Source organism: Salimicrobium jeotgali (genome assembly GCF_001685435.2).
GTDB classification, from domain to species: Bacteria; Bacillota; Bacilli; order Bacillales; family Halobacillaceae; genus Salimicrobium; species Salimicrobium album.
The window spans coordinates 1,612,841-1,628,292 of record NZ_CP011361.2; the positions used below are offsets into that span (position 1 = coordinate 1,612,841).

Sequence of the window (15,452 nt, forward strand, 5' to 3'; positions counted from 1 at the left end):
TCGATAATTAGTTCAAAATAGAATAAGGTTTCACTTCTGTCTGATGCAGTTGCTGCCCTCTCGTGAAGGCTGTGAGCCCCGTCCGGGCCAGTTCTTTCAGCCCGTATGGCCTTAACAACTCGATCATCGCATCCACCTTGTCCGAATTTCCGGTTATCTGTACCGTCATACTTTCTTTACTTACATCGATGACAGTTGCCCGGAAAGGTTCGATGATGGCCTGAAGCTCACCCCGCTGTTGCGGGGTAGTGAGCACTTTTATCATAGCCAGCTCTCTCGCCACGATCTGTTTATCCGTAATATCCGATACTTTAATTACGTCGATCTGTTTGTTCAGCTGTTTGGAAAACTGTTCAAGTTTCCGCTCATCTTCCACATCTACCACGAACGTCATTTTCGAGACTCCGTCGGTTTCCGTACGCCCGACAGATATACTTTCGATATTGAACTGCCGCTTGGACAGCAGTCCGGTCACCCGGTTCAAAACCCCGCTCCGGTTATGGACAACCGCTGTTATTATTCGCTTCAAGGCTTGCTCACTCCAATCATTTCGTGACTTCCCTTTCCGGGAGCTATCATTGGATAGACGTTTTCCTGCTGTACCACCCGGCAATCGATAATCGCCGGCTTATCGTTGTTCAGAATACCACCGAGCTCCCGGTCGATTTCCTGGATGCTTTCCATCTTATAGCCGTGCAGTCCGTAGGCTTCAGCCATTTTCACGAAATCCGGCTGAGTATCTATGATGGAATGGGAATAACGTTTGTCATAAAATTTCTCCTGCCACTGTCTTACCATTCCGAGAGCCTGGTTATTGACGATTATGATTTTCACCGGAAGTCCCCTTTCCTGAAGCAGTGACATTTCCTGCATCGTCATTTGAAAACCTCCGTCTCCGACGATGGCTACCACAGTAGAGTCTTTATCAGCAATCTGTGCTCCAATAGCTGCAGGAAAACCGAAGCCCATCGTTCCGAGACCTCCTGAAGTCACCCACCGGTCCGGGCGATTGAAGGTGTAATATTGGGCCGCCCACATCTGATGCTGACCGACATCTGTCGTTACTACCGCTTCTCCGTCCGTATACTGGTGAACCTTTCTGAGTAAATACTGAGGAAGAATGACATCCTCCGACTCGTTATGCCAGAGTGGATAGTTCTGTTTGTTACTTTCCAGTTTTTCCACCCATTCCGCGTGATCGAGGGTGGCGGGTTCCAGTTCGTTCAGTTTATCCAGTGCTTTTTTCGCATCCGATACTATAGGGATCTCCGTAGGTACGTTCTTACCTATTTCAGCCGGGTCGATGTCGATGTGAGCGATTCTCGCGTTTGGAGCGAAATGCTGAAGATTTCCTGTAAGCCTGTCATCGAAGCGCCCGCCTATGTTAATAAGAAGATCGCATTCATAAAGAGACATATTCGCAGCATACGTTCCGTGCATCCCTGCCATTCCCAGAAACCGGTGGTGGTCTCCGGGAAAAGCGCCGAGACCGAGAAGGGTGGATGTGACGGGCAGGTCGTAATTGCTGACGAATGATTTCAAAGCTTCCGTCCCGCCTGCATGGAGTATGCCGGCACCTGTCAGAACTACAGGCTTCCTTGCGCCTATAAGAGCTTCACGAAGTTTGTTGATCTGCAGAGGGTTAGGCCGGACCGTCGGTTGATATCCCGGTAAATAGAATTCGTTTTTTACGTCCCTTTCGAACACCGTCGCCGAAATATCCTTAGGGATGTCGACTACTACAGGTCCCGGCCTTCCGGTTGCAGCGATATGAAAGGCTTCATTAACGATACGGGGCAATTCTTCGAGATCCTGAACCTGATAGTTGTGTTTCGTAATCGGAGTCGTTATACCCATAACGTCCGATTCCTGAAAAGCATCCGTCCCTATGACGTTCTTGGCAACCTGTCCGGTGAAAATTACAAGAGGCAGAGAGTCCATCATAGCGTCCGCAATACCTGTAATCAGATTAGTTGCCCCGGGACCGGATGTGCCGATGACTACTCCCGGCTTACGGGAAACTCTGGCATACCCTTCAGCTGCATGTATCCCTCCCTGCTCATGTCTCGGCAGCACATGGTCAAAACTTCCATCAGCCCGGTATAACGCGTCGTAAATCGGAAGTACGGCTCCTCCCGGATAGCCGAATATCGTTTCGACTTTCTGTTCAATCAACGCTTCCACCAGTAGATCTGCCCCTGTCTTTATCGTCTGCTGTTTGCCTTCTGCCGGTTTCGGTTCTGTGCTGGCCCTCATATTCATCATCCTCCTGTCTTAATGATTTTCGGTATAAATAAAAAACCTTCCCGTCCCTCTACAGTTCATCCCGCAGGCCACATTGAAGCCTCGGGATATCCGGTAAAGGGGCGGAAAGGTCTTGCTTTCCACGGTACCACCCTTGTTTTGCAAAGTTTCAGCTTTGCCTCATGAAACAGAATGCTTCTGTTTCTTTTGGTAACGGGTGAGTGACACCCGGCTCCGCCTACTGGGTCTTACCGTTCAGCATGAGCACTCAGGGACGATGTCGATTTAAGACGTATTGTCAGGCTTTCAGCAACCCTGACTCTCTGTGAATACGATCCCCTAAACCTTTCTTCCCGTCATCGCTTTGCATATCCTTTTTTAACCGGCCTGGACTTTTTCGCCGGAAGGGTAAACTTTATGTCCATCTTTCGTCGTTACTTTCCTGAATTCGGAAAGGAGGTGGTTGGTAATGGTTCCCGGTTTTCCGTCACCGATAATGCGCCTGTCCACTTCCACCGCTGCAATAACTTCGGCCGCAGTTCCCGTCAGGAACACTTCATCCGCTACGTATACGTCATGTCTCGTAAAAGGTTGTTCCATTATCTGGTAGCCGAGCTCATCCGCTATATCGATAATGGCATTCCTCGTAATTCCTTCGAGAGCTCCCAGATATACGGGAGGAGTGTAAATCTTTCCGTTCTTTACAATAAATACGTTGTCAGCAGATCCTTCCGTCACATAGCCCTGGTCATTCAGCATGAGGGCTTCATCCACCCCTGCCTGGTTCGCTTCCATCTTAACGAGAATGTTGTTCAGATAGTTCAGCGATTTAACCTGCGGAGGAAGGACGTCGGGTCTGTTACGTCGACTGGCAACGGAAGCGAGGCGTACCCCTCTTTCGTAAAGTTCTTTCGAGAATAAGGAAAGTGCTTCAGCAATGACTACCAGCCGCGGCTTTGAACAGGAGACAGGATTTAAACCGAGATCCCCGATGCCCCGGGATACGACTACACGGATGTAAGCTGATTCCAGTTCATTCTTACGGATCGTTTCCGCAATAATCTCCTCCAGCTCCTCTTTACTGTAAGGGATCTCCAGCATGACCGATTTAGCCGAATCATACAGCCGGTTGAGATGTTCATCCAGTTTAAAGATATTTCCTTCGTATGCCCTGATACCTTCGAACACCCCATCTCCATATAGAAAACCGTGGTCGTAAACCGAGATTGACGCTTCCTGTTTCGTTACGAATTCGCCACTTAAAAATATCCATTGGCTGCTCATCTGTAGCACTCCTTTCTATATGTAAATTCTTTCTATTACTTATGCTTTACGTCTTATTTAAAAGGGGGACCCCGATCACTATCTTTCAATAGATGGATCAGGGTCAGGAAAAGAGGTCTTTTCCAAACAGATCGCCCCGCTCCGACGAGAGCGAAATGTTTATTGATGATTACTCTAATACTCTTCATGACAAAGGTCAATAACAAATGTACAATTTTTCTGAACAATTAAAATTATCAAAATAATAGTAAACGCTTACATCCGCGTCACAATTGATTTAAAGCGGTAAAGCGTTTTTCTTTTTTTCTTTTTTATCTTAAAAACACCGACAGTAATGAAAGAACCTGAACCTGGATCCGCGGAATTTCTCATAAAAAAATCCATCCGCGCAAAGCATGTTGCTGCGGATGAATCAATGATGTTCAGTGTCGGGTATTCACCTGTTACAGAGTATAACTCGCAAGTGCTCTGTGGACCTCGGCAATATTATTGCCTTTTTTGAACTGTTTCATCACAGGCTCCGGTGTACCGCTCAACCATATACGGAGTTCCGACTCCATATCGAACGTGCCGGCTGTTTCCACACTGAAGTGTGTGATACTTCTGTAAGGTATGGAATGGTACTCCACTTTTTTTCCGGTCATCCCCTGTTTATCCACGAGAATGAGGCGTTTGTTCGTAAACAGGAACAGATCGCGGAAGACATTATATCCACTGTCCACTTCTTCTCCCTCTGTGAGAATATCCTCCATTTCACTTTCCAATTTATCCAGATCAACTTCCGACGCATTCCCCATCAGATTATCAATAAATCCCATTTCACTCATCCCCTTTTCAGATTCTTCTTACTTGTATCCCCTTCCTGCACACATTTAACACGTGCTTACATAAAATGCAAACCGCTTTTTTCAAGGATCACGCTGTATTTCGTACTAATCGTAAGCAAATAAAATCTTCCCGATAATTTATACATAAGAACGTAAAGCTTTAAAGATTTATTCCTTCTCATCATGAATAAACTGAGTTGATATATTTCTGAAAACTATCTAACATTGTAAGCGTGTTCTTAACAGAGCACAAATAAAAAAGTGAAACATTACTTGAAGGAGGACGATTATTCTGATGAAAACAGCTGCTAAAACGGCTGAGATCGTTTACGACAAACCGGTTGTCGAAGACGGTGCAGCTATGTGGAAGCTAGTCAATGAATCAACCCTCGACCAGAACTCTCCTTACAAATATATAATGATGTGTGAATTTTTCCAGGAAACGTGCGTTACAGCTAAAGAAAACGGCGAACTCGTCGGTTTCGTAACTGCGTTTATCCCTCCGGAAAAACCGGATGTTATTTTTGTATGGCAGATTGGTATCGGTGAAAATCAGCGGGGTAAAGGTATCGCTACCGGCCTGCTGAGAGAACTTACGAACCGCACCATTTCGGATGACGTACGCTACCTCGAAGCTACTGTCACCCCTACCAACGAAGCATCAAAAGCCCTGTTCAAAGGGTTTGCCGATAAAAATGACGTGACCTGCACAGTAGCCCCCTGTTTTGATAAAGACTTATTCCCCGGAGACGACCACGAAGAAGAACTTACGTATCGAATCGGTCCCCTGGACAAACAATAACCTGAGGAGGAATTATTAATGGACAAAGATCTGAAAGTATTTGAAGAGCTCGAATCGGAAGTACGTTCGTATTGCCGCAGTTTCCCGACCATTTTTACAAAAGCGAAAGGTTCACTCATGTGGGACAAAAACGGTAAAGAATATGTGGACTTTTTCTGTGGAGCCGGAGCCCTTAACTACGGGCACAACGATCCGAACATGAAACAGAAACTCATAGAATATATTTCAAGTGACGGCATCACTCACAGTCTTGATAAAGCGACCCCACCGAAACAGGATTTCCTCACCACTTTGAACGAAAGCATTCTGAAACCGCGGAACCTCGAGTATAAAGTGATGTTCCCGGGTCCTACCGGTACCAATACAGTGGAAAGTGCCCTTAAACTGGCCCGTAAAGTTACCGGCCGTACGGAAGTCATTACTTTCACCAACGGCTTCCACGGTATGACTATCGGTTCCCTTTCCGTAACAGGCAATGCTTTCAAACGAAAAGGCGCCGGTATACCTCTTCACAACGCAGTGACTATGCCGTATGACCGATATATGGATGATACTACCGATTCCCTCGATTATCTTGAACACTATCTTGAAGACGGAGGCAGCGGTGTAGAAGTGCCGGCTGCAGTCATTCTTGAAACTGTCCAGGGAGAAGGAGGACTGAACTGGGCTTCCAACAAATGGTTGAAACGTCTTGAAGAACTGTGCAGCCGATTTGAAATCCTGCTCATCATCGACGATGTTCAGGCAGGTGTAGGACGTACGGGAACTTTCTTCAGCTTCGAACCGGCCGGTATTAAGCCGGATATCGTCTGCATGTCCAAATCCATCGGCGGCTATGGTTCTCCATTTGCCATCACTTTAATCAAACCCGAATATGACATCTGGGCTCCTGGAGAGCATAACGGAACATTCCGCGGTAATAACCACGCGTTCGTTACAGCTACGGAAGCATTGAAGTATTGGGAAAACCCTGAATTCGAGAAAGCTATCCATAAAAAAGTCGAGAAAGTTACTGAGTTTCTGAATCGGATTGCCAAAGATTATCCTGAACTCGACGGGTATGTAAAAGGACGCGGGCTCATGCAGGGGATTTCCTGTGGAGTGGAAGGCATTGCTGACGAAGTTGCGGCGGAGGCTTTCTCTCGTGGACTGATTATGGAAACAGCAGGTGCGGATGACGAAGTGTTCAAGTTATTCCCTGCCATTAATATAGACGATGCAACCCTTGAGCGCGGCTTCTCCATCATTGAGGAGTCAGTAAAAGCAGCCGCATCGAAACATACACCGGTAACAAACTGATAAAGGAGGACATACAGTTATGAAAGTAATAAGACTGGAAGATATCAAAGATACAGAGCAGGATGTAAAAGCCGATACGTGGGAGTCCCGCCGTCTCGTGTTGAAAAAGGACGGAATGGGCTACTCCGTACATGACACCATAATCAAGGCCGGTACGGAAACTCACATCTGGTATCAGAATCACCTCGAAGCCGTCTACTGCATTCAGGGGGAAGGCGAAGTCGAAACAGTGAAAGACGGGAAAATCCATCCTGTAAAAAAAGATGAAATCTACATCCTTGATGAAAATGACGAACATTTACTCCGTGCTTACGAGGGAGAAGATATGCGCATGGTGTGCGTATTCAACCCGCCGATCACCGGCCAGGAAACACATGACGAAAACGGTGTATATCCTGTACTGGAAGATTGAATATTAAAGTTCATTATGTGCCCCCGGCTTACAAGGCCGGGGGCTTTTATATTTTCCATAAAACCGGTCCGGGTGATTAACAGGAGGGCCAAACGGGTAAACTTTATTATCTTCAGATTGATTAAGATGAACGAACCGAGGAGGTATATTCAACATGGAAAATTTACAGAATAAAACAGCTATAATCACCGGAGCCAGCAGCGGTATCGGCAAAGCCGTCGCTCACCATCTTGCCGGTCATGGAGCAAACGTGGTACTCGCCGCCCGGCGCTCCGATCGCCTGCAGGAACTGGCTGATGAAGTGAAAAACGAACATAACACAGGCGTGAAAGTCGTAGAAACCGACGTAACGAAAAAAGAAGACCTGGAAAATCTCGTAAGTGAAACGAAAAGCGAATTTGATTCCGTGGATATATTCATCAATAATGCCGGAGTCATGCTTCTTTCTTTCCTTAAGAATGATCACGTGGATGAATGGGAACAGATGGTGGACGTGAACATCAAAGGGGTTCTGTTCGGCGTTCACGCTGTACTACCTACAATGGTGGAGCAGGAATCCGGTCATATCATCAACATTTCTTCCGTCGCAGGTCACGAAGTCTTCCCGTCGAGTGCCGTTTACAGTGCTACAAAATACGCGGTGCGGGCTCTTTCCATGGGAATGGAAAAAGAACTGTCGAGAACTGGCGTGCGCGTAACGAATATATCTCCGGGAGCGGTGGATACAGAGCTTACCGACCATATAACCGACGGGGACGTTTTCGATATGTTCAAAGGGGCAAGCTCGAAGACACTGAAAGCTGAAGATATAGCCAAAGCCGTCACCTATGCTGTCACTCAGCCGGACTATGTGGACGTCAACGAAGTGATGGTCCGCCCTATGCAGAAATAAAAGCATAACCCTGGCACGGACCAGCGCATAAAACACTAAAATCCCGCAGCGACTACAATACGTCGTTGCGGGATTCTTTTTCCTTAAAATGGAGTCTTTCTCCGAGAATGAGCAAAGATTTATTGATTTTCCAAATGTAGTGAAGATGATGAATGAGATCCCCATCCGTCTTCGACACGGCCGGGGCATTGCTTTCAATGAGTTCCCGTTCGTTTTTCAGATCATAAAGTTTCCCTGCCTTTTTATTTTCTTTCAAACTTTCCCTCAGAGACCGGATGTTATAGGTCAGATATTCTTCAGTAAGCTCCAGGTTATCCTCCACTACTTTACCGTAACGAAAATCTTTCTGGTAACTTGAAGCGACAAGCTGTTTTGCATAATAGTTGACGGCAGTGAAAATCGTAAGCCATCCGGGCAGCCCCGAATACCTTCGCGCACCAGGTCCCTGAAGTAAAGGTTTCGCCTCTTCCTCCAGTAAATGCAGCTTCTCATCGAGAATAAAGGCTTTTTCGGCAAGGTCTTTCACCCCCTGATCACTGAACCCTTTCAAATATTCCGTAAGATATGCTTCCAGTTCCTCCAAATATTCTTCAAACGTGTCCGTAATCTTATTCATCGTCTTAGTCGGAAAAATGACAGCGACTACACTGAGGGCAATCACAGCTCCTGCGATTGTATCGATCACCCTGGCTGCCAGCAGTTCATACGTGATACCGCCAAGGATAAGATCGTACATGAAAGCGATAAGCATAGTAATGAATACACTCATGATGGTATAAGACACTGTAAGCATATAAAAAGCACAGAAAATCACGGTGAAAATAAGTAGCAGCTCCACTATTGCATAATCAGATACCATCGTGGCAAGGCCGAAACCTATTATCGCCCCGATCACCGTCCCGACAGAACGTTCCACTCCTTTGCGATACGCCCGTCCCACCGTATCCGTTCCAATCTGGATGATGAACGTCGTCAGTATGATCCAGTAGGGCTGCACCGGAGAAATAAGGTGACCGGCTATAATTGCAATAGAACCTGCAATGAGTGCCTGAACGGCTTTTTTCGTCGAGGGTTTCATCCCCTCTTCAGGCTCATCCTCCTGCTCTTCTTCTTTTATTTCTTCCACTTTCCGGTTGCGATGCATGGATCTTCTGATGTCCATGGCGCCTTCGGTCACGTGTGTAGCAATAGCTTCGATACGGCGGAGCAGGTAAAGCCAGCCCCCCGCTTTGGCTTCCTGGCTGTCAAACAGGTCGTTAATGACATCCCGGAGTTCCCGTAATGTTTTCTCGGCGCGCTCCAAATCGTTTAAGTCATACGAATATCTGAGCACTTCCGCTTTCCGGAGATGATCCAGCACATCAACCAGCAGCCTCTGCAACACTCGATTCTCGAAGGCTTTATCCATTTTAAGTCGCTGAAGACTGTCGGAGAGGGTGGTCACAAGCATAGCTGCATCAAACAGATAAAGCCTGACCTGAGCGGCACGCAGACCCGGCCAAATCTCCTGGATTTCTTTTTCTTTTATATCTGTCGCAACACTGCTTGCATATATTCTCAGTTTTCTTGCGTTCGCTTCCAGTATCGCCTTTCTCCCCTCCAGCAGATGTTCATCCTGTATCACTTCCTCCAGAAGGTCAAAAGTCAAATTCGCCTGCCTGTGGAAAGAACTCATACTATAAGCGATAAGCCGGGGGGAGTCTTTGAAAAGTATGAAATTGTAAGTAAAAGCGCTGGCAGCACCTAAAAGTATAGCCATATAAAACCAGGGGAACTCCTCATAGGAAAGACCGAGGAACGAAGATATGTAAGTGGTCAGAAACCCTACCATCCCGAGGGAAAAATAGCGCGTCCCGAAGCGGGAAAAATAGAAAGCCCCGGCTGTCACCAGTATCATCAGAGTACTTACGAAGAAAACATTTCCTGCCAGTAACGAGCCTGAAGTGAGGCCGGTGACCCCGGCTACCGGAAGTAATAACGTTGTTCTCTTTTTATCCTTCTCCGTATCGTCCATCACTACCATTATTCCCATCATACCGAGCATTCCTGCCACTATCGAAGGCAATAGCGGATCTTTGCCTGTAAGCGTGAGAATAGTCATAACGATAAAAACCGAAGTCATCAGACTTAATATTGCTTTCCCTGCCTGTCTCAACCGCTTCTTACCCGGGTCAACTGCCAGAAGTCGTTCCCACCAGTAAGCCATCGATTTTTTCACTGTTTCTCCCCCTTCCCTTAAGAGCATACCTTTTCTTATAATACGCATTCTGCTCTTCAAGGGCAACCTCCCGCTAATTTCGAAAGACCGCATGCGACGGAAGTCGTTATGTTTCAATCTACTATTACTTTTTATGTCGTAGAGAAACCGGAGTAAATGTGCTATAATGCGTACGGAATGGAGTGATTTTAATGTTATCCTTTGATGAAAAACAGGCAATACTCGATCAATTTGAAGAATTGAAGAAAAATGAAATCTCACTGGGACGACTCAATTACCACTATGAAGAAAGTCTATATGATAAAAAAAATGTCGTATATCACCTTCACCCTAACGGAAACGGGTTCGTTTATGCCGGCTTACTGGACGACAAAGAAACGGACGACCGGGGTATGGTGAATATCCGCGATTTCTCGGAAGAAGCTTTGAAAGAAATTGTCCGAGAGGCTATCGACTCCCTGTCCATGACCGAAGCCGAGCGTCACCCTCTCCTGGAAGAATGGGAAAACAGATCCGGTGAGCTGCTCGTTCTTCTCAAGGAAGATGACGGCTACAACGTTTATGGCGGAGAACGTCTCGAAGGGTCTTTCCGTTCCTATGAAGAGGCCAGCGATTTCCTCGAACAGGAAGGTTTCAGAAATATATAGGAGGTCGAATTCATGCTGATCCGCTTTATTGCAGTTTTCCTTATTTCCATAGTACTCTTCGCTCTGATCGCAACTTTTCTGCCCAACATACTTAATTTCGTCTGGCTGGCCATAGGGATTCTATTCATTTTATGTTTAGGTTATCTCGCCGCAGTCTACATTCAGAAAATCAGACGGTTGATTAAACAGAAATAACGCGCCGGCTCAACACCGGGCGCGTTATTTTTATTACCGCTTATATTTTTACACTCCAGCCTTTCGCATCTTCTCTCACGCCAAGCTGGATCCCGGTTATTTCGTCGTACAGACGTTTCGCCAGTGGACCGACTTCTTCACCGTTGATCGTCATCGTATTTCCGAGCCAGTCGAGTCGTCCCACCGGAGAAATAACCGCTGCTGTACCGGCCCCGAAAGCCTCTTCAAGTTTTCCTTCCTCGTAATACTGATACAGCTCAGCAATAGAAATCTTTCTTTCTTCTACCGGAATATCCCAGTCCTTCAACAATTCCAGTACGGACATCCTGGTCACACCTTCGAGAATGCTGCCACTGAGAGCAGGGGTGATGACTTTCCCGTCTATCTTGAAGAAGATGTTCATACTCCCCACTTCTTCGATGTAACGCTTTTCTACACCATCGAGCCAAAGAACGTCTGCATGCCCTTCTTTTTTGGCATTGGCCTGAGCCCGATATGCAGCCGAATAATTTCCTGCCGTTTTTGCAGCACCGGTGCCACCTTTGACCGCTCTGGTGAACTCGTCTTCCACCTTAATCCGGACCGGCTTCATCCCACCTGCAAAATAAGGGCCTACCGGCGAAAGAATGATCATAAGTTTATATGATTGCGACGGAGCTACTGCAAGATTCGCCTCGGTCGAAATTATAAACGGCCGTATGTAAAGTGAAGTTCCTTCAAACTCCGGTACCCATTCTTTATCTACTTCCACGAGTTGTTTCACGTATTCGAGCACCCGTTCTTCATCAATTTCAGGTATGCTCATGCGCCGGTTTGATTTGTTGAGACGTTCCATATTTTTGTCCGGACGGAACATGAGAGTCTCTCCGTCTTTGGTACGGTACGCTTTCATACCTTCGAAAACCGTCTGGCCGTAATGGAAAATCATCGCTGCAGGATCCAGAGTGATCGGCGCATAAGGAATAACGCGGGGGTCATACCAGCCTTTCCCTTCTTCATAATCCATCACGAACATGTGATCCGTAAACACCTGGCCGAACGGGATTTCCTTCGATTCCGGTTTCTGTTTCATAGTCTCGGCTTTTTCGATTTTAATGGACACACCTATCTCCTCCTATCGTTTTTCAAAAAATTGTTCTGCTTTTTGTAAGAACTGCTCATCTTCCGGAGTAAGATCGAATTCTTCCACAATTGCTGCTACCGGGCACTGCATGACACACATGCCGCAGTCGATACACGTATTCGGATTTATGTAAAATTGATCTTCTCCTTCTTCAATGCAGTCCACCGGGCATACATCGACACATTCCCCCGACTTTTCATTCATACACGGGCTCGTGATGACAAACGCCATAGTTGTCCCTCCTAATTTAAAAACTGAATGATACAATCTGCAAAACCAGCCATCGACTTTGTCATTCATTTCTGTTTATTCTAACATATCATACTCAAAAAAATCAGGACGGAACCTCCGCCCTGGTTATTCTCCGGTTAACTGCCGGTATTTTTTGAAAACCTCCTGGTACGTACGATGATTTTCCTCATTGAAACGTATGATTTCACCGACGGGGGTGTACTCACGTATCTCTTCATAGGAGCCCACTTTTCCGGAGCCGAAGAGGGAAACCCAGGCGGCGCCCCAGGCTGCACTGTGATGAGTGATGGACAGCTCTATATCCTGACCGAACACATCGGCAAGAATCTTTACGAAGACCCGTGATTTGGCAAGCCCGCCATTCATCCTGATTTTTTCCGGTCTGCCGGATATACGCTCCACCGAGTGACCTATGTGGTATAAATTGAAAGCTATCCCCTCGAGGCATGCCCTTACAAAGTGAGCCTGCCCGTGCCTCATCCCGAGATGATGAAAACTACCGGTGGCCTCAGGATCCCAGACAGGTGCCCTTTCCCCGTTTACGTGAGGAATGAACAGCACACCTTCTGCTCCCGGAGCTATTTCTTCTGCCAGTTCCGTAAATTCATCAGGAGAACCGTCGAAATTCATAACATTCTTCAGCCACTGTAATACAATCCCTCCATTGTTCGTCGGGCCACCTATAATAAATGAATCTTTTTCAAAAGCATATGTGAAAGTCTCCCGGCTGTCATCTACGTAAGGGCTATGCGCGAACTGTCGGATGGCTCCACTCGTTCCTGCAGAAATTGCAGCCTCTCCGGGTCTGATAGCTCCGTCCCCAAGATTTGCAAGCTGTCCGTCGCAGGCCCCCAAATAGAAGGGAATAGTCTCAGAGATGCCTATTTCCTCCGCCACTCCCGCTTTAAAAGGAGATAATCGGGTCCGGGGAGAAGAAACACGGTTCAGCATACGTTCGGAGATGCCCGCTACTTCAAGGGCCTTTTCATCCCATTTACCTTCTTTCAGGTTATACATACCGGTGGCCGAAGCCATCGAGTAATCAATGAGGTCATCACCGAACCAGTTATGAATAATGTATTCTTTCAGGGAAACGACTCCCTCAGCTCTCCTGAACATATCCGTACGCCTCTTTTTATGATGATGTAATTTCACAAGAGGGGTCATCGGGTGTATCGGCGTGCCGGTACGTGCATATATTTCTTCCTTCATGGGAATAGAATCCATACTTTCAAGACTTCCGGCATCAGACCAGATAGAAGCGTTTGAAATAGCCTGCCCGTCTCCATCTACGAAAATTAACGAGTGCATGGCCGCTGAAAAACCACCTGAAATGATACGTGTCTGTTCTACCCCCTCCATAAGAGCGGCCAAAGCTTTACGGGTTTTCCGGTCCACTTCCACCGGATCCTGTTCTGCTCTTTTCCCGGAAAGATACATCGTATCCAGCTCTTCCTCCACTTCTTTTACAACACTGCCATTCGTCCGGAACAGAACTGCTTTGGCGCTTGTCGTTCCTATATCGAGTCCGATGACTAACTGTTCCTTCATGTTTCCCACCACCATCTGCTTATAATTATCCTGTTCGAAAAACCCCCGGCCCGTCAAAGGAGCTTCCTCTCCTTGCGGCAGGCCGGGGTGAATTATATTACTTCAACCATTCGGTATGGAACGTTCCTTCTTTGTCTTTACGCTGATACGTATGAGCCCCGAAATAGTCACGCTGCGCCTGTATGAGGTTCGCAGGTAAATCGGCCGTACGATAACTGTCGTAGTAAGCGATCGCGCTTTGAAGAGTCGGTACAGGAATACCATTTTTCACAGCAATACTGACGACTGTACGGAGGGCGTCCTGATAACTTTCAACGATGTTCCTGAAATAATCATCGAGTAATAGATTATCAAGATCCGGGTCACGATCATAAGCTTCTTTTATCTTCTGGAGGAAGCCTGCGCGAATAATACATCCACCTCTCCAGATCATAGCGATATCACCATACTTCAATTCCCAGCCGTTTTCGTCACTTGCTTTTCTCATTTGAGCAAACCCTTGTGCGTAGGAGCAGATTTTACTCATATACAAAGCCTTGCGGATCGCTTCGATAAGCTCCTCTCTGTCTTCCTCAAAGGAAATTTCCGGTCCGGAGAAAACTTTACTCGCAGCCACTCTTTCCTCTTTCAGAGAAGAAATGAAGCGGGCAAAGACGGCTTCTGTAATTAAAGGAAGTGGCACTCCAAGGTCCAGAGCATTTTTGCTCGTCCATTTTCCGGTACCTTTCTGTCCGGCAGAATCCAGAATTACGTCTACCATCGGTTTACCTGTCTCCTCGTCTTTCTTCGTGAAAATATCGGCTGTAATTTCCATAAGGTAGGAATCAAGTTCGCCTTCATTCCATTTCTTAAATGTCTCATGCAGCTCGGTATCGTCCATTCCTGCAACGTCCTTCAACAGATGATACGCTTCGGAGATAAGCTGCATATCCCCGTATTCAATACCATTGTGCACCATTTTAACGAAATGACCGGCACCGTCCGGACCAATATATGTCGTACATGGGTCGCCATTCACTTTCGCGGAGATGTCTTCAAAAATCGGCCGTACAAGTTCATATGCTTCTTTCTGGCCGCCCGGCATAATTGAAGGTCCTTTCAGGGCTCCTTCTTCTCCACCGGAGACTCCGGTACCGATGAAATGAATACCGGATTCGGCAAGTTCTTCATTACGACGCATCGTTTCCTCATAAAGAGTGTTTCCTCCATCGATAAGTACGTCTCCTTTATCAAGGTGAGGAAGTAACGACTGGATGGTTGCGTCCGTCGCCGGTCCCGCTTTTACCATAAGCATAATTTTCCGGGGCTTCTCCAGCGAAGCAACGAACTCTTCCACTGTCTCTGTTCCTGTGAAGTTTCTGCCTTTCACTTCGTTATTTACAAACTCTTCCGTTTTCTCGAAAGTACGATTAAATACCGAAACGGAGTAGCCGCGACTTTCAACATTCATAGCTAAATTCTTACCCATAACGGCAAGACCGATGACACCGAATTGATTTCCAGACATAATCATAACTCCTTTATCCATTCGTTTATTTTCCTGACTATTGATTGTGACACAGTCCGAATTACCGGCATACACTTATATCAGAGAGGATTTCACACACTTTTGAAATCCAGCCGGGAAAACTGAATGATTTTACTTTACCATAAATAAAAATTTTTTTCAGACTTGAAATTGCATCAGAAAATTCGACAAAACTTCA

15 protein-coding genes are annotated in these 15,452 nt (G+C 46.6%); 6 read left to right on the forward strand and 9 right to left on the reverse strand.

All coding sequences use genetic code 11. From position 1 onward, the window contains the following. Positions 1–7: 7 nt before the first annotated feature. The 4 genes from ilvN to AAV35_RS08105 form a co-directional block, all read right to left on the reverse strand. Positions 8–529 (reverse strand): acetolactate synthase small subunit, encoded by a 522-nt coding sequence (ilvN, locus tag AAV35_RS08090; protein WP_008589537.1) that lies wholly within the window; start codon positions 527–529, stop codon positions 8–10. Next, on the reverse strand, positions 526–2,256 hold the full coding sequence (gene ilvB / locus AAV35_RS08095) for a biosynthetic-type acetolactate synthase large subunit (RefSeq protein WP_008589535.1): 1,731 nt from the start codon (positions 2,254–2,256) through the stop codon (positions 526–528). Before ilvB ends, ilvN begins: the two co-directional genes overlap by 4 nt. Before the next feature lie 366 nt (positions 2,257–2,622). Continuing rightward, on the reverse strand, positions 2,623–3,528 hold the full coding sequence (ilvE, locus tag AAV35_RS08100; RefSeq protein WP_008589532.1) for a branched-chain-amino-acid transaminase: 906 nt from the start codon (positions 3,526–3,528) through the stop codon (positions 2,623–2,625). 443 nt (positions 3,529–3,971) lie between these two features. After that, positions 3,972–4,346 (reverse strand): PH domain-containing protein, encoded by a 375-nt coding sequence (locus AAV35_RS08105; protein WP_008589530.1) that lies wholly within the window; start codon positions 4,344–4,346, stop codon positions 3,972–3,974. Between the two features lie 304 nt (positions 4,347–4,650). Here AAV35_RS08105 and ectA point away from each other — a divergent pair, with 304 nt between their 5' ends. The 4 genes from ectA (at position 4,651) to AAV35_RS08125 (ending at position 7,760) form a co-directional block, all read left to right on the forward strand. Next, positions 4,651–5,157: a diaminobutyrate acetyltransferase gene (gene ectA, locus AAV35_RS08110; protein WP_008589527.1), complete on the forward strand. Its 507-nt coding sequence runs from the start codon at positions 4,651–4,653 to the stop codon at positions 5,155–5,157. Between the two features lie 18 nt (positions 5,158–5,175). Further along, positions 5,176–6,456: a diaminobutyrate--2-oxoglutarate transaminase gene (ectB, locus tag AAV35_RS08115; RefSeq protein WP_008589525.1), complete on the forward strand. Its 1,281-nt coding sequence runs from the start codon at positions 5,176–5,178 to the stop codon at positions 6,454–6,456. 19 nt (positions 6,457–6,475) lie between these two features. Continuing rightward, the gene (locus tag AAV35_RS08120) at positions 6,476–6,868 is read left to right on the forward strand and encodes an ectoine synthase (protein ID WP_008589522.1); all 393 of its coding nucleotides are present in this window, start codon (positions 6,476–6,478) and stop codon (positions 6,866–6,868) included. Between the two features lie 154 nt (positions 6,869–7,022). Beyond that, a complete protein-coding gene (locus AAV35_RS08125) occupies positions 7,023–7,760 on the forward strand; it encodes an SDR family oxidoreductase (RefSeq protein ID WP_008589521.1) in 738 nt (245 codons plus the stop codon). Between the two features lie 52 nt (positions 7,761–7,812). Here AAV35_RS08125 and AAV35_RS08130 read toward each other — a convergent pair whose 3' ends face one another. After that, on the reverse strand, positions 7,813–9,978 hold the full coding sequence (locus AAV35_RS08130) for an FUSC family protein (RefSeq protein ID WP_040609316.1): 2,166 nt from the start codon (positions 9,976–9,978) through the stop codon (positions 7,813–7,815). 191 nt (positions 9,979–10,169) lie between these two features. Here AAV35_RS08130 and AAV35_RS08135 point away from each other — a divergent pair, with 191 nt between their 5' ends. Together AAV35_RS08135 and AAV35_RS08140 are read left to right on the forward strand one after the other, a co-directional pair. Beyond that, on the forward strand, positions 10,170–10,625 hold the full coding sequence (locus AAV35_RS08135; RefSeq protein ID WP_008589516.1) for a hypothetical protein: 456 nt from the start codon (positions 10,170–10,172) through the stop codon (positions 10,623–10,625). Positions 10,626–10,637: 12 nt separating this feature from the next. Continuing rightward, the gene (locus AAV35_RS08140; RefSeq protein ID WP_008589514.1) at positions 10,638–10,820 is read left to right on the forward strand and encodes a hypothetical protein; all 183 of its coding nucleotides are present in this window, start codon (positions 10,638–10,640) and stop codon (positions 10,818–10,820) included. 40 nt (positions 10,821–10,860) lie between these two features. Here AAV35_RS08140 and AAV35_RS08145 read toward each other — a convergent pair whose 3' ends face one another. From AAV35_RS08145 to gndA, 4 genes are all read right to left on the reverse strand, one after another. Then, the gene (locus tag AAV35_RS08145) at positions 10,861–11,922 is read right to left on the reverse strand and encodes a branched-chain amino acid aminotransferase (RefSeq protein WP_008589512.1); all 1,062 of its coding nucleotides are present in this window, start codon (positions 11,920–11,922) and stop codon (positions 10,861–10,863) included. Positions 11,923–11,934: 12 nt separating this feature from the next. After that, complete coding sequence (locus tag AAV35_RS08150) at positions 11,935–12,174, reverse strand: ferredoxin family protein (RefSeq protein ID WP_008589510.1); 240 nt, start codon at positions 12,172–12,174, stop codon at positions 11,935–11,937. Between the two features lie 126 nt (positions 12,175–12,300). Further along, a complete protein-coding gene (locus AAV35_RS08155) occupies positions 12,301–13,746 on the reverse strand; it encodes a gluconokinase (RefSeq protein ID WP_040609314.1) in 1,446 nt (481 codons plus the stop codon). A 97-nt stretch (positions 13,747–13,843) separates the two neighbouring features. Beyond that, entirely contained in the window at positions 13,844–15,253 is a 1,410-nt protein-coding gene (gene gndA / locus AAV35_RS08160; RefSeq protein WP_008589507.1) for an NADP-dependent phosphogluconate dehydrogenase, read from the reverse strand. Positions 15,254–15,452 lie beyond the last annotated feature (199 nt).

Bases quoted from the DNA above. Each gene is read 5' to 3' on its own strand.
- ilvB (WP_008589535.1), bottom strand. From the start codon at position 2,256: ATGAGGGCCAGCACAGAACCGAAACCGGCAGAAGGCAAACAGCAGACG.
- ilvE (WP_008589532.1), bottom strand. From the start codon at position 3,528: ATGAGCAGCCAATGGATATTTTTAAGTGGCGAATTCGTAACGAAACAG.
- AAV35_RS08105 (WP_008589530.1), bottom strand. From the start codon at position 4,346: ATGGGATTTATTGATAATCTGATGGGGAATGCGTCGGAAGTTGATCTG.
- ectA (WP_008589527.1), top strand. From the start codon at position 4,651: ATGAAAACAGCTGCTAAAACGGCTGAGATCGTTTACGACAAACCGGTT.
- ectB (WP_008589525.1), top strand. From the start codon at position 5,176: ATGGACAAAGATCTGAAAGTATTTGAAGAGCTCGAATCGGAAGTACGT.
- AAV35_RS08120 (WP_008589522.1), top strand. From the start codon at position 6,476: ATGAAAGTAATAAGACTGGAAGATATCAAAGATACAGAGCAGGATGTA.
- AAV35_RS08125 (WP_008589521.1), top strand. From the start codon at position 7,023: ATGGAAAATTTACAGAATAAAACAGCTATAATCACCGGAGCCAGCAGC.
- AAV35_RS08135 (WP_008589516.1), top strand. From the start codon at position 10,170: ATGTTATCCTTTGATGAAAAACAGGCAATACTCGATCAATTTGAAGAA.
- AAV35_RS08140 (WP_008589514.1), top strand. From the start codon at position 10,638: ATGCTGATCCGCTTTATTGCAGTTTTCCTTATTTCCATAGTACTCTTC.
- AAV35_RS08150 (WP_008589510.1), bottom strand. From the start codon at position 12,174: ATGGCGTTTGTCATCACGAGCCCGTGTATGAATGAAAAGTCGGGGGAA.
- AAV35_RS08155 (WP_040609314.1), bottom strand. From the start codon at position 13,746: ATGAAGGAACAGTTAGTCATCGGACTCGATATAGGAACGACAAGCGCC.
- gndA (WP_008589507.1), bottom strand. From the start codon at position 15,253: ATGTCTGGAAATCAATTCGGTGTCATCGGTCTTGCCGTTATGGGTAAG.